Source organism: Sphingobacterium sp. UBA7625 (assembly GCF_002484085.1).
Taxonomy (GTDB): domain Bacteria; phylum Bacteroidota; class Bacteroidia; order Sphingobacteriales; family Sphingobacteriaceae; genus Sphingobacterium; species Sphingobacterium athyrii.
The window spans coordinates 17841-32187 of the sequence record NZ_DLJD01000026.1; the positions used below are offsets into that span (position 1 = coordinate 17841).

General features: G+C 38.8%; 9 protein-coding genes. 8 read left to right on the top strand and 1 reads right to left on the bottom strand.

From position 1 onward, the window contains the following. Positions 1 to 135 precede the first annotated feature (135 nt). Positions 136 to 1740 (bottom strand): fimbrillin family protein, encoded by a 1605-nt coding sequence (locus tag B4G94_RS10640; protein ID WP_286858787.1) that lies wholly within the window; start codon positions 1738 to 1740, stop codon positions 136 to 138. 387 nt (positions 1741 to 2127) lie between these two features. Between B4G94_RS10640 and B4G94_RS10645 the strand changes: the two genes are divergently transcribed. The 8 genes from B4G94_RS10645 to B4G94_RS10680 all read left to right on the top strand — a co-directional run bounded on the left by B4G94_RS10645 (position 2128) and on the right by B4G94_RS10680 (position 14344). Further along, entirely contained in the window at positions 2128 to 2832 is a 705-nt protein-coding gene (locus B4G94_RS10645) for a hypothetical protein (RefSeq protein ID WP_165305401.1), read from the top strand. A gap of 5 nt (positions 2833 to 2837) precedes the next feature. Next, on the top strand, positions 2838 to 4805 hold the full coding sequence (locus B4G94_RS10650) for a DUF4836 family protein (RefSeq protein WP_286858789.1): 1968 nt from the start codon (positions 2838 to 2840) through the stop codon (positions 4803 to 4805). A 166-nt stretch (positions 4806 to 4971) separates the two neighbouring features. After that, entirely contained in the window at positions 4972 to 5772 is an 801-nt protein-coding gene (locus tag B4G94_RS10655; RefSeq protein ID WP_286858790.1) for a tyrosine-protein phosphatase, read from the top strand. 211 nt (positions 5773 to 5983) lie between these two features. Further along, positions 5984 to 7576, top strand: a complete 1593-nt coding sequence (locus B4G94_RS10660) for a DUF3843 family protein (RefSeq protein ID WP_286858792.1) — start codon at positions 5984 to 5986, stop codon at positions 7574 to 7576. Positions 7577 to 7863: 287 nt separating this feature from the next. Beyond that, positions 7864 to 8418, top strand: a complete 555-nt coding sequence (locus B4G94_RS10665) for an RNA polymerase sigma-70 factor (protein WP_108636361.1) — start codon at positions 7864 to 7866, stop codon at positions 8416 to 8418. Between the two features lie 56 nt (positions 8419 to 8474). Continuing rightward, entirely contained in the window at positions 8475 to 9431 is a 957-nt protein-coding gene (locus tag B4G94_RS10670; protein ID WP_286858793.1) for a FecR family protein, read from the top strand. A gap of 3 nt (positions 9432 to 9434) precedes the next feature. Further along, positions 9435 to 12800, top strand: coding sequence for a SusC/RagA family TonB-linked outer membrane protein (locus tag B4G94_RS10675; protein WP_286858795.1), 3366 nt, complete (start codon positions 9435 to 9437; stop codon positions 12798 to 12800). Between the two features lie 20 nt (positions 12801 to 12820). Continuing rightward, positions 12821 to 14344, top strand: coding sequence for a SusD/RagB family nutrient-binding outer membrane lipoprotein (locus B4G94_RS10680; protein WP_286858796.1), 1524 nt, complete (start codon positions 12821 to 12823; stop codon positions 14342 to 14344). Positions 14345 to 14347 lie beyond the last annotated feature (3 nt).

The window sequence follows — 14347 nt, forward strand, 5'->3', positions numbered from 1 at the left end:
CGATATCGGTAAAAAAAGCCAAAGCACAAATAATCGTGCTTTGGCTTTTAACAGTAGAAATCTTCGGATTTTTTGGTTTTATCAAGGCCAAACGGCTGTTTTAATCTGAATGAAATAGTATAATTAAACCATGAATTATTTCCAGATACGGCTATCTATACTCTCTTTTTTTGCATTATCTAAATCGGGAAAGAAAGTAAAGCCTGTTGCTTTTTCCAGTTCGCTTACTGTTAATCTGTAACTGTCAAAAGTACTTCCTGATGGAGGGGTAATATTGTTTATCTTATAGCCAATGGTATAGTATTCGTTCCCTTTTTTCATTGCCAATGCTTTGAAATAGTATTTTGGCTTTGCAATGTCTTTCCCGTCATTGTCCGTAGCAAAGTCAAGTAGGTTGTCCATTTCACTTGTAGGCATTGCTCCTGTTACAACATACATGGTGTCACACTGTGCGGTCCAGGTTCTCACCTTTGTTTCCAGATTTGCCCAGATTCCCTGATTGAGACGGGATGCTTGAGCCGTCATATTGGTGAAGTAAAATGTTGTTTTATTCTGCGTTATATTCAGGTTTCGATCCGCGCTGGGAAGTTGATGACCGCGGTCATAACCTGTTGGCTGAAATCCTTTAAAAAGCGTTGGCTGGAATGCTGTCGATACGGAGGGGTCGTATGCCCATGCATCGGTGCGATTGCCAGAGCCTAAAATATCACGATATAACGGATAAGCAACCCAGTAAGCCATTTTAAGTTTTTTATTGTACAACATCGCATAGTTTCTTTCTGTTTTTGCGTCGGGAAGAAAGTGCTGTACAAAGACCTCATCATTATTTAGATCGTTCATTTTGGGGATTTCAAGATAAGCTTGAGAGTTGCCGGTTTCACCACTTAGTTTACCCTTGTTAATGCTGATATTAAACCGATAAAGATTCCCGCCGATCAGTTTTTTTAGCTGTTCATTTTGCGGTATTGTCCAGGTATAAGGATCACCATTCGGAGCTATAAATTTAATTGTCTTTTGGGTGATGTCCTCTCCGGGAAGGAGTATGAATTCTATTGTAGCAGTTTGCCTGCTGCTCGCCGTTACGTTTGCCTGAATATCTTTTTTTTCATTGGGATTGATAGTCAATTTGCCTGTTGAAAGATCAAATCCTGCTGTTGTATGTACTGATGGAATACTTACTGTAATCGGACCGGCTTCCAAAGCGGCCGTGTTGGTAATGGAAAGATGAATAGAAATCTTGCTTAACTGTCTTACAAAATTAAGCGGGATGGTATTGTTCGTTTTGCTGATGTTTTTTGTATTGCTTGCATACATGAAATCCAATGCCGATAGGTTTGTTTGATCACTTACATCAAGAGGGTATTTAAAATCGCTAATGGATCTGTAAGGATAATAGGCAATGAAATCTACTTGTTCATTGGGTAAATAACTAGGTGTTTTGCTTTGAAATACTTTGCCATTGATGGTAAATAGGTGATTATTAATTCCGTTCACAATAGAACTTGAACTTAATGCCTGTCCGTTTCTGATCATATAAACGCCAATTTGATCATTCTTATTCCAGGGGCTTTCTATCGCATTCGTGTTTATTTGCCCCACGATGGTAGGTGTAATTTGTAGCGCAGCATGTTCAATTCGGGAATTATTTTTTTGACATGCGTTGAAGATAAGCAATGCGGTCATCAGGTAAACTATTCGGCACATGGTATGCTGTGGAATAGCCATTAGCTTGTAAATCATTTCGATCGTTAGTGTTTGTAAATAATGAGACGGCAAAAGTAGCTAGAAAAACTAAACAAAAAGGGCGCTAACCTGCATTTTTGCTTCAATAAATGTTTCGCAAAAGTATGTGTTTGATTCTTAGGTATAATTATTTTGTTTTTTGTGAATTTTTGATTGGCTTCCAATGGTATTTCAACTACTTCAAGTTGTGGCATTTTAGTTCGTACTTGATTTTGTGCAGGTTTTACGAACAATGATGGATCGTGTATTTATTGTGATCTGGAAAAGCATATTTTAAATGCTTTTTATTGAAATTTTCCTAAAGTAAAGAAAATAGCACAATGTTTGCTGTTAATGCCCGAACATATATTGATTTGATAAATTATTAATCTGTACAGCTAAGAAATGAAGGGAGTATTTGAATTAAAAGGACAAGTGAACAGGCTCTGTGTGGCTTTATGTGCATTGGTAATGGTTTTTACATTGTCCGGTTGTTTTGACTTTGTCGAACAGATTGACCTTAAGCCTAACGGTTCAGGGCATATTGCAGCAACATTGAATCTAAGTAAAAGTAAAACAAAAGTCTCATCCTTGATGAAGATGAAGAGTATTAAAGGCATACAGATACCAACGCAAGCCGAAATAGAAAAGGAGATTCGGGCTGCGGTTCAGTTGCTTAAACAGACGAAGGGGATCTCTAATGTACAGTATCAAACAGATTTCACAAACTTTATTGTCAATATTTCCTGTGATTTTAGTCAGATCGAGTCGTTAAATGCTTTTTCTGATATATTGGCCAATCGGTTTAAGACGAAGATCTCAAACTCAAATCGCTATTATTACAATGCGCAGACCAATATATTTGAACGTAAATTTGTAGCTTCTAATACCTGGAAGGCTAAATTCAATCAGTTGGGAAGCGACAACACGGCGCAATTTGCAGATGCTTTTTATACCCAGATCATTCGATTTGAAAAACCGCTCGCGTCACAGGAAAATAGTAAAGCAAAAGTTGCAGGAAACAAGAGAGGAGTGCTATTAAAGTTATTATTTACTGATCTGGTCTATGGTAAATCTACATTGGCAAATAAAATCACATTAACAAAATAACCTATATGAAATCAAAAATTTTATTGACCGGACTGGCCTGTCTGTCCCTGATGGGGAGCGTGAAATCGCAAGATTTAATTAAGCTCATTCCCGAAGAAGCTGAAATGATCGCAGCCTTTAATGTAAAGGAGATTGTGCAGAAAGCAAATGCAAACAAATTGAACGAGTTGCTTCAGAAAGCCGGCCTCTTCAAACGGATTGAAAAGTCGGGTGCTTCAGTTGGGAACGATATCAAAAACCTAGGTATTGACCTTACGCAGACGTCTTATTTCTATAGCAGAAAGACAGATAGCGTGAGTTTTATCGAGTTTATATTTCCGCTGTCCAATAAAGGTCAGTTTGAAAAATTATTACATGATGCAGGAGAGCCGAAACCCTTTGCCAATGGTTATTCAAGTATAGCACTGAAACCGGGGAGCATGTTGGTTTATAATGACCGAATGGCACGTTTTATTTCGTCGACGATGAATACTACCTTCCTCGACAACGACTCCGTTGCAAACCGCTACGGGATAAAAAAAGTAGCCTACATGGACCCTGCGGCTGATGCATATTCTCCAGAGATAGATTCTGCGGCGGCAGTTGCGGATTCGGCAGCAGTTGCGGTAGATTGGGAAGAAGGCGAAAAGGAAATAGAGCCACTGAGTCCGCCGATTATTGTGGAGAGTGTGCCAGATAGGGGCGTAGCGAGTGTGGAGGCAACTGTGCCAATGGATGTCGCTCCGGCGGAAATGCATGATCCAAGTTATTACGATTCGCTTTATACAGCCTATGAGGATCAAAATCGAAAAAATGATTCCATTCGTAATGCGCTTCGTGATAAATGGTTGACAGGCGAAGCTACACGTTTGCTGTCTGCTTCCTATAAGCCGCTCTCTGTTTCGGATCAGAATAAGGTGCTGAAAAACCTGGGATTGATCCGTCTGTACGTACCGAATGTTGAAGAACTTTACCGCGGCCTTATGCCTTATAAATCGATTCCTTATCTCTATATGGGCATCAATATGGATAAGTTTAGAACAGGATATCAGGATGGAGTGCTCGATTTATCGCAGGAAGGAAATGTATTGAAATTAAAAGGTTCGATGGGCTTAGATAGAGATCTTGCTGAAATGTCCAAACGGTTTTATGCCAGAAAGCCAAATGGAAAATTCAGTAAATTTTTGACCGATAAAACGCTTGGGTTCTTTAATTTTAATATTAATTCAGAAGCTTATTTACGCGATATGCCTAGTTATATGGCCAAATACTATGGCGGATTATTGGGCCCCCAGCAAGATTTAGTTGAATGGGGGCTGATGGCGCTTGAAGTTGCACTAGATGAGAAAGCCATTGCACAGGTAATGCCCGGAGATCATCTTTTTGTGGTCAATGGTTTGCGTAAATTTAGAAAAGAATATATTGATTATACCTATGACGATGATTATAATGCCACAGAAGTAAAGAAAACAAAGGATGAAACCTTACCGGTATTTATCTGGATGTTTACTTCGAAGGATCAACGTCTGATTAAAAAAGGACTGGATCTAGCGATTGCCAAATCCTTAGGCAAAACACAGGATGGTATCTATGCATTTTCTTCAAAAAAAGCAATGGATTTGCCGATGTATGTGCTGCTGAAAGATGATTTGGTGATGGTAAGTAATGATTCTTTATCGCTACTTGATATCCGCCAAAATAAGATGGCAGCCCCTGCGAATAAAGATTTTATTAAGTTGATGAAACAAAATAAAATGTCAGCAGCTTTTGACCTGCAAAAGTTGCCCGCCATGCTTCAAGAGATGGGCATTAGTCCCGGAAGACAATGGGACAAAACTTTTGCACAGCTGAATCAATATGGCAGTACGGCAATCACCTCAAAAGGTATCGTAGGTAACCGTATGGAGGCAGAGATGTCTTCAAAGCTTCCACAGACAAAGGAGGGGGCAATTAGTTATATGATTGACCAGATTCTACTGGAGATTGACAAATAGAAAGATTATACCGAGCATCAAACAATTTAATTGTAAAATTGTTTGATGCAAAGTTTGTAATATTAAGGTTATATTTTTATAATGTTACACGATGTTTAGACCGATAGTAGTATTTTTGTGGTTTGTTATTTGCAAATAATAGGATAAAAAACGATTTGTACTTGATATGGGGATATTTTCAAAACTGTTTGGTAACAAAACTCAAGATTCAAAAATAAAGGTTGTTGGTACACTCGCCTTTTTGGAAGTGGATATGCACAACCATATCCTCCCGGGAATAGATGACGGAAGTCAGTCCATTGAACAATCAATTGATTTGTTGAAAGGCCTGGGAAGAATGGGATTTGAAAAATTTATTTGTACACCGCATATTATGGATGGGGTGCATCCGAATTCAATCCAAACAATCGAGGATGCCAAAAACAAGTTGGTGAATGGTATAAAACATCTGCCTACTATTCCGGAGATTTATCCTGCCGCTGAGCATATGATAGATGACGGAATTGCAAGGTTGATCGATACTAACGAGCTTTGTGTAATGCCGGGTGGCTATGTGCTCATTGAAATGTCTTACCTGCAGGAATCCAAAGCGTTATTTCAAACTATTCTGGATATTCAAAAGCTTGGTTATCAGCCAATATTGGCACATCCAGAGCGTTATAATTATTACCATTATAATTTTAATATGTACAAGCAGATCAAAGATGCTGGTTGTATGTTGCAATTAAATCTGCTGTCGGTCAGCAGATATTATGGTGTTGAAGTGAAATCTGCAGCTTTAACGATGATTAAATCGGGCATGTATGATTTCGTAGGGACGGATGTACATCATAGCCGTCATTTGACTGCGCTGGAGGAGATCGTTGCGAAATATCCCGTACGCGACTTATTAAAAACATGTAATATCTTGAATCCGACGCTTCAAGATCATTTGGGAAGCAATGATAATGTCACTGCTGCAGGATAAAGGAAAAAAAATTACGATAAAGAGATGCTCATAAGGCATCTTTTTTTGTTTCTGCTAAACGCTCATTCATGTCGATGGGACGAATTTATCGGAAGTTCTTTTATTCTTTACAGGTCAGATGGATTTGTCGGAATTATTTTCGTTTACGCATGTGTTTTGTAATCATGGAAATTTCGAAAATTTGGCTACTTTTGGATTTAGCATTTTTCATATGAGAGGAAACAGAATTTTTATTCAAGATTGGATTGCACATCATACTTACCAGAAAGCAAACGATATAGATAGTTATTACTTAAAAGTTGCTAATCAGATCAACGATAATTTATCGACATTGTGGTTTGAAGAACCGGAAACGAATGACCTAATTCAGACTGATGCCTTAAAAACATTAAGTATTTACCTGACCTGTTATTTGGAGGATGTTATTGCCAACACAGGGATATTTGCGGCTTTTAGAACCATTCATAAAGAATTGTACAATGAGTTCCTACCCTTCTACAAGGACAACAATCTGTTGGATTACTATCCTGAGGATATCAATAGCGAAGATGTTGCTGTATTAACCTGGTTATTTTTTAGTGAGCGCAACCCACATCTGTTTATCGATCCTCATGGCCGTTTGATACAATTGGTAACGGATCTTACCTATGCTATTCTGGAGGAACATTATGAAGTGGCCCCTGAGAATCCAAAGTTAAAATCAGAATATACACTGGATGAAAATGCGGATTATTTTGAGGTTCGTAATTTTATCGAAAAACTTGTCGCAACAAACTATCTGACAGCAGGTGAATATAATACCAATCTTAACCATCTGATGCAGGTTGCAGAATTGGGAAGATATCAGCACGATCAGGCACAGTTGCAGCAAATGATCTATCGTGTCCGTGATAATCACTTCAATAACTATAGACTGCACTTATTTGCTCTTAAATCATCAGAATTTGTTGCGGAAGTAGTTGGTAAGGAACATGCCCTCTATAGTTCCGTCAAGACGCTGGGGAACCGCATCCATAGCTTTTTTGACTATGTAAAAACGGATGAACAGTTTGTCCATGTAAAACATATCAATACAAAAACGGTATTCAAGATTTATAAAGATTCAATTCGGGAATTTTCAGAGCCTTCTACGACATTATCTTTCTATATGGAAATCGTTCCCTGGAAAGATGCTTGGAATCTGTCCGGAATTATGACGGTGGTCAATCCGGACGAAGTGAATTTCGATCTGCCGGAACAATATGAAATGACCTACCGCATTGAAGCGATGTCCGGTAAGGACAAGAGCTTGAAAAAAACAGAGAAGCAATTGAAAGATATGGGTAAATTATTCCAGTCTGAGCAAAAGGCCGCTGTAGCTTTTATGGAGGGACGAGAAGTGAAAGAATTTGCAAACAAATTCTTTCAAACATATCAGCAAAAATATCCAAGCAAAGAGGAATCGGCACTTCCAGAATCGAATTTGGATCTGACAGCAGATGCGAAAGTGACGGTTTTCTTCAACCCAAAGACAGGATTAGAGGTGTTTGGTGGAATAGAAGAATTCTTTCCATTGGAGCATAATCCATTTATTGAAAAGGAAGAGGAGGGAACCCCAGCAGAAGTTCCGTTTGCCCGTTATTTCTTGAATCTTTTGGTCGAAGACTTTTTTCCTGGCGAATTGCCAAAGTACTACGCCAACTTATTCAAAACGGAGGTGGACAAACAATTCTTCTTCCCGTTGGAAGAACCAGTACTGGATTTTTTCCTTCGTTTCTATAAAAGAGGAAGTTACTTTTTGGGCCCATTCCCGCTCATAAAATAAGGTTGTCTATTTAGTGAGAAAACATTTTTTAATCCCATTGGAGACCCCAATGGGATTTTTTAATGAATTTAATCTTATTGCAAGAATCGACTTCCTGACCTCACAACAATACGTTTATGAAAACTTCTGGGATCTGCAATACAAGAGTTAATTGTATGTAAACTAATTGTAGTTAAAATGTTATGACTACCGAAGGTGAAACTAAGCTTTGAGCTATGGTGCATTTTCATTCAAATATTTTGAAAATTTCTCCCTAAACTTGTAGCATCAATTATAAGTGATGAAGGATGCCTATTGAAAATAATAATATCCCAGATTTTAAAAATTTCTTTTTGTCTTACAAAGATAAGGTCTATAAATATGCCTTATTACACGTGAAAGAAAAGGATACTGCCGCCGATTTGGTTCAGGAGGCATTTTCTCGTATTTGGAATAAATGGAATGAGTTGGACGGAACAAGAAATCCCCAGTCTTACTTGTATACCGTTGCTAAAAATCTCGTATTTGATGAACTTAGGAAGCAAAAAGTGCGGTTTCAATTTAACCTTGCAGGAATTGATGCCACCACCTTGGTGGATAATTCCAACGAAGAATCTATCCGTTTTAAAGACTTAGAACGTGTCTATCGGGAAGCAATTCAAAAACTTCCTAAAGCACGTCTTGAAATATTCTTGTTAAGCAAGGAAGAGTTTTTGGATAACCAGGAGATTGCGGATCGTTTAGGCATATCTGTTAATACCGTCCGTGATCAGCTGGTCAAGGGAAATAAGTTTGTACGCCAATATATCCTGGATAATTTTGAGATTTCAATAGCCCTGTTGATCTTCTTAACTATTTTTTAGTGTAGCATCGTCTTATCGTCTTTTAGATACGTATATGTATTTAAAAGAGGGCAAAAATGATGGATCCGAAGATAGCTACATTATATAAGAAATACCTATTAGGGGAGCTTACCCCGCAGGAAAACGCCATATTTTTAGATTTACTGACTTCTTGCGACAAAGATGATTTACCCGATTTGGAGGAAGTCATCGCATTGGATGATCGTAGCTGTGATTTGGGTAACTCTATCTCGGATGATATTTTCTATTCGATTACGGGTGAGGGATTAAATCCAACAGTTCGGCCTATTTGGAGACGCAAAAGGGGGGTACTTGTGATCGCAGCAACATTGTTGCTCGCAGGTTTTGTTTTTCTTTTTTCTCTCGTATTTAAACCGATACAGCGGGAAGCTAAGTTTACTACGATTCAATATTCGAACCCAACAAAATTTGTCAAGCGTATTATTTTGTTGGATGGCACGCATATCTCCTTGCGTCAGGGCGCTAATATTTCGATACTATCCGATTTCACTGTTGACAGCTTACGAAAGGTGAAATTGTCCGGAGAAGCATTTTTTGAAGTCGCCAAAAATCCCAATAAGGCATTTGTTGTCGTCAATTCAGGCGATTTTGATGTGCGGGTTTTGGGTACCGCATTCAATTTGAAATGTTCTGCTCAACAGACACATCTCGTTTTAAATCATGGTAAAGTTAAGGTTAAGCATGGTGAACAACATTCGGTTATTCTTCCTGGGCAGCGGGTAGATTATGATGTACGCCATAAGCAATTTAATGTCACTGCTGTTGATACCATAACAGCATCCAATTGGAAAAGTGACTTTCTATCATTCAATCAAGTTCCACTTTTGCAAATTGTGAATGACCTGAACAATCTTTATCCGGATTATAACTTAGAATTGATCGATTCCTTTCAAACAAAAAGTTTTACGGGCTATCTGCCGGCAAGTGATCTAGAAAAATCATTGAAAATTCTCAATACAGCGTTTAATCAAATAATTATCCACAAAAAGTAATTTATGAAAAGAACCAATTACTATTTAAAACTTATGGGAGGAGCATTGCTATTTCAGTCTTTAGCACTTCAAAGCATGGCCGCCCAATTTTCTGCCAGTGAAGGTATAGGAAAGATCCTTGCTCGGATGGAACAGAAATTCAATGTCAAATTTGGTTATGATGCGTCAATATCTAATCAGAAGATTAATGAGCGTGCTGATATTGGCCATCTCAAAAAAGATCAGATCGTCCAGTTTATACAGACGATTTCAGATGGGAATCTTGAGGTAAAAAAAATTGATGATAAGCTTTATGTTGTTTCGAAAAGAAATAGCGAGATTGAAAAAGGAGGTGTTGCTGTGCTTGTTGATGGTCAAAAGGAGGTTCATGGTAAAGTTGTCGACCAGGAGACGGGTTTGCCTATTGCTGGCGTGACTGTTCGGGTGAAAGGTTCGAGCATAGCTTCGACAACCGATCAAAATGGGCTATTCAAGTTGCCATCTGCAACAGAAAGTGCCGTGCTTCAAATTTCCTATCTGGGATATGAAACAGTTGATATTCCAGTGTCGCAGGCGGGCACAATAAAATTAACTAAGTCATCGGAAGCACTGGAAGAAGTTGTGGTGACAGCCTTGGGGATCAAGCGTGAGCAACGGGCTCTGGGGTATGCAACGCAGAGTGTAAAAGGTGAGGACTTAACGCGTGTAAAAGGTGTAGATGTCGGAACTACCTTAACCGGACGTGTTTCGGGCGTACGGGTATTAAATAGCACAGAATTTAATAAAACACCTGAAATACAAGTACGCGGACTAACTCCAATTCTAGTAATCGACGGTGTGGCCTACGAAAATATGGATTTGAGAGATGTTCCTGTGGATAACATACAAGACATGAATGTCCTGAAGGGAGCAACTGCTACAGCACTTTATGGTAGTAAAGGAGAGGGTGGAGCAATTATGATTACCACGAAAAAAGGACTAGCTGACAAAGGAACTGAAATAACGGTTAATACCAATAATATGTTCTTTTCAGGTTACCTAGCACTTCCTGAAGTTCAACATAGTTATTCCTCTGGCGAATCCGGGAAATTTAACAATGATGATTATGTATGGGGGGATAAATTGGATATAGGCCGTACAGCAGAGCAATGGAACCCGATAACAAAAGCCTATGAAGTACAAGAATTGACTTCCCGCGGGAAAAATAATTTTAAAAATTTCCTTGAGCCGGGGTTTATATCCAATAATACAGTAAGTTTTACAAATCAAGGCGAACATGGTAGTATACGGACGTCAATTAATCATATTTACAATAAGGGACAGTATCCGAATCAGAAGCTGAATTTGACAAATATTTCGTTGACCGGGACTACTAAAATAAATGATAAATTAGATTTGGAAGCTAGATTGGGTTATAATCGGAGTTCTTCCTCAACCAATTTTGGATCAGGTTATAATGATCAGGGATATATTTATAACATCCTTGTCTGGACTGGTCCGGAATACGACCTGAGAGATTACAAGGATTATTGGCTCGTTAAAGACCAGTCGCAAAACTGGATGTATAAAGGCTGGTATGACAATCCATATTTGATTGCTCATGAGAAAATCACGCCAGAATTGATCAATAAGATGAATGCTGCGGTGACTTTGAATTACAAAATAAATGACTGGGCAAAATTTATGTTGCGTTCGGGTTATGACTATTATGGTAAAAGTAGAACACAACGCAATCCAATTGGTATTTATGGTACTCGCGGAGGTTTTAGTGATTTTAGGGATGATTTGTCTGTTTTTGGAGGATTTGATAGCAAGGGTAAATATGTAAAAGCTAACGATAATGGCTTTAGCACAACGAATGACGCAATCTTAACTGGTAAGAAGAGTTTTGGCGATTTTGGTATAGACGGCTTGTTGGGGGGATCTATTTTCTATAGCTCGGATCAGACACTGGTTGCGGGTACAATGAATGGACTTTCCATTCCCGGATTTTACTCTTTGCGTAATTCGATCGGTCCAGTGAGTTCAGTAGAAATCCGCCCGCGTCAAATGCGCAATGGTATTTATGGCCGGTTGTCACTTTCGTGGCGAAATGCGCTTTTTCTGGAAGCAACCGGGCGAAATGATTGGGTTTCAACATTAACAAAAGAAAATCGCTCTTATTTTTATCCATCATTATCTGCAAGCGCCGTTGTAACAGATTTGCTTGCTTCAAAGCCAATGTGGCTAGATATGTTTAAGGTGCGGGCATCATGGGCGGTAACTAAATCTGTCTTGGATCCTTATGAAGTTCATTCGGCTTTTACAGTGAAAGGCAATGTTTGGAATGGGATGCCTACAGCATCTTACCCGAATATTATCAAGGACTATTCAATTTCTCCAACCCAACGTAATTTAACAGAGTTTGGGTTTGATTTTGCTATTCTGAAAAATCGGATTTACGGTAATTATACGCGTTATTATCGATTGTTACATAATCAGATCGTCAAAGCAAAAATATCAAAAACGACAGGCTTTGAAGAGCGCCTTATTAATACAAAAGAAGAAGAAATGACCAAGGGACATGAAATTACCTTGGGAACAACAGCGATCAAAAGGGTGAACTTTCAGTGGGATGCTACAATTAATCTGTCTCAGAACTTACGTTATTTTCACAAATTAGACCCAGAATATTCGAAAGATGCTTTATATGTAAAACAGGGGCTTCGTGCTGACTATATTGAATATAAGGATTGGGAGCGGGCACCTGATGGGCAGTTAGTTTTAAATAGTTCGGGTATGCCAATCTCCGCGCAATACGCGAATCAGCTGGTAGGTTATACCGCTCCAAAATGGTTTTGGGGGTTTTCCAATCAATTCCGTTATAAGGATTTTACATTTGGTTTCAGTCTCGACGGTCGTATAAAAGGAATGTCTTATTCAACAATGAATGCCCGCTTGTGGCAGACGGGCTCACATCCGGATTCTGATACTGAATTCCGTTACGAGGAAGTTGTTAATGGTAATAAGACGTTTATCGCTCCGGGTGTAAAAATCGTTTCGGGAACCGTGAAATATGATAAATATGGTCAGATCACTGAAGATACGCGTGTGTTTGAAAAAAATGATCAGGTTGTATCGTATGAAGGATACTATAAAAGGGCTTATTCTGGTCGTTGGAACTACTGGGATGAAACATTCATTAAGTTGCGGGAGCTTTCTTTAAGCTATCGTGTATCGAATAAATTTGCTTCTAAATTGAAGGCAAAAAAGGCGAGTGTTGGTTTAACTGGGCAGAATCTGCTGCTGTGGACAAAAGAATTCCGTTTCTCGGATCCCGATACCGGATCGGAAGACTTGAATTCGCCATCGATGCGTTATATCGGATTTAACGTGAACCTTACCTTTTAACATTTTAAACACTTGTGAAAATGAAAAAAATATGGACATATCTAGCGTTGGGAGGGGTATTACTTTCAACAGGCTGTTCTAAATTTGATGAAATAAATACAAATCCTGAAACACCTTCAACGGTACGGCCATCAATGTTGGCGACACGAATCGTTTTAAATTTGGCGCGTCAGTCAAATACCAAAGGCTTTATGCAGCCATACATGCTTACTAAGGAGATCGCATGGACTGAGTTGACAGAAAGTTATCAATATAATAGTCTCGGTGAGCGGGACATCTCGATGATGGCAATTAATGATGCACATTTTATGGCAAAATTTGCGACAAACGATGCATTAGCGAATTCCTATAATGGCTTAATGTACTTTGCTCGTGCCATGAAATTTTATGACGCAACGATGAGTGTTGGAGATATTCCCTACAAAGATGCTTTAAAAGGTGAAACGGAAAAGATATATTTCCCCAAATACGATACGCAGAAAGATGTATTTCTTGGGATCCTAAATGAATTGGAGCTAGCTGATAAATTATTTTCTGAAGGTGTAAAGTTTGACGGGGATCCAATTTTCTCCGGTGATATTGTAAAATGGCGGAAATTAGTAAACAGCTTTGCTTTGAATGTATTGATTCAATTAAGCAAAAAGGAAGCTGATGGGGAGCTGAAAATAAAAGAACGTTTTAAATCCATCTTAGCAAATAAGCCAATTTTCGAGGGGAATGCGGATAATTTTCAAGTCACTCACGAAGACAAGGCTGATCAGACATACCCATTCTATAAGGTGAGTAATAGTTTTGTAATCTATCCCATTGTGTCGACGGAGATCATCGACCGGTTAAAACAATATCAAGATAGAAGGTTGTTTTACTATGCAAACCCCTCTTCGTTGCAAATCGCTAATGGGAAACAGTCTAACGATTTTAATGCGTATGTGGGGACAGACCCCTCCCTCTCTTTCAGTGAGATTGCTGAACTGAAAAAGAAGAATGATTATTCCAAATTAAATGACCGATATACTGAGTTGGTGAGTGGCGAACCTACGCAACAGTATGGTTATGCCCATTTATGTTTTGTTATCGCAGAAGCTGCTGCACGGGGCTGGGTTGCGGAATCCCCTGCCAATTGGTATAAGAAAGGTATCGCTGCTTCAATGAAATTTATTGCGGATAATACGCCTAATACAGCTCAATTTACACATAATATGCCTTTAGATGAGGGCTATATTAATCTAGCAGTGACAACTTATGGAAACCAATTTCCCGTTTCTACTGAAGGGCAACTAGAGGCGATCATAACACAGAAATATTTAGCAAGTTATTTGCAGGGAGTGATGACACCATATTATGATTATAGACGAACAGGTTATCCAAAATGGAAAATTAATCCGGCATCGAGTTTGAACTCCGTAGCGCCACAAAAGATACCTGTACGCTGGCGTTACCCGGCTCTGGAGTATAACTACAATGCGTCAAACCTGGACGAGGCGATGAAACGTCAGTATGATGGTAACGATGAAATCAATCAACTGATGTGGATCCTAAAATAGGTA

Coding starts and splice junctions, on each gene's coding strand:
- B4G94_RS10680 (WP_286858796.1), top strand. CDS start 12,821: ATGAAAAAAATATGGACATATCTAGCGTTGGGAGGGGTATTACTTTCA.
- B4G94_RS10655 (WP_286858790.1), top strand. CDS start 4,972: ATGGGGATATTTTCAAAACTGTTTGGTAACAAAACTCAAGATTCAAAA.
- B4G94_RS10650 (WP_286858789.1), top strand. CDS start 2,838: ATGAAATCAAAAATTTTATTGACCGGACTGGCCTGTCTGTCCCTGATG.
- B4G94_RS10670 (WP_286858793.1), top strand. CDS start 8,475: ATGATGGATCCGAAGATAGCTACATTATATAAGAAATACCTATTAGGG.
- B4G94_RS10675 (WP_286858795.1), top strand. CDS start 9,435: ATGAAAAGAACCAATTACTATTTAAAACTTATGGGAGGAGCATTGCTA.
- B4G94_RS10645 (WP_165305401.1), top strand. CDS start 2,128: ATGAAGGGAGTATTTGAATTAAAAGGACAAGTGAACAGGCTCTGTGTG.
- B4G94_RS10640 (WP_286858787.1), bottom strand. CDS start 1,740: ATGATTTACAAGCTAATGGCTATTCCACAGCATACCATGTGCCGAATA.
- B4G94_RS10665 (WP_108636361.1), top strand. CDS start 7,864: ATGCCTATTGAAAATAATAATATCCCAGATTTTAAAAATTTCTTTTTG.
- B4G94_RS10660 (WP_286858792.1), top strand. CDS start 5,984: ATGAGAGGAAACAGAATTTTTATTCAAGATTGGATTGCACATCATACT.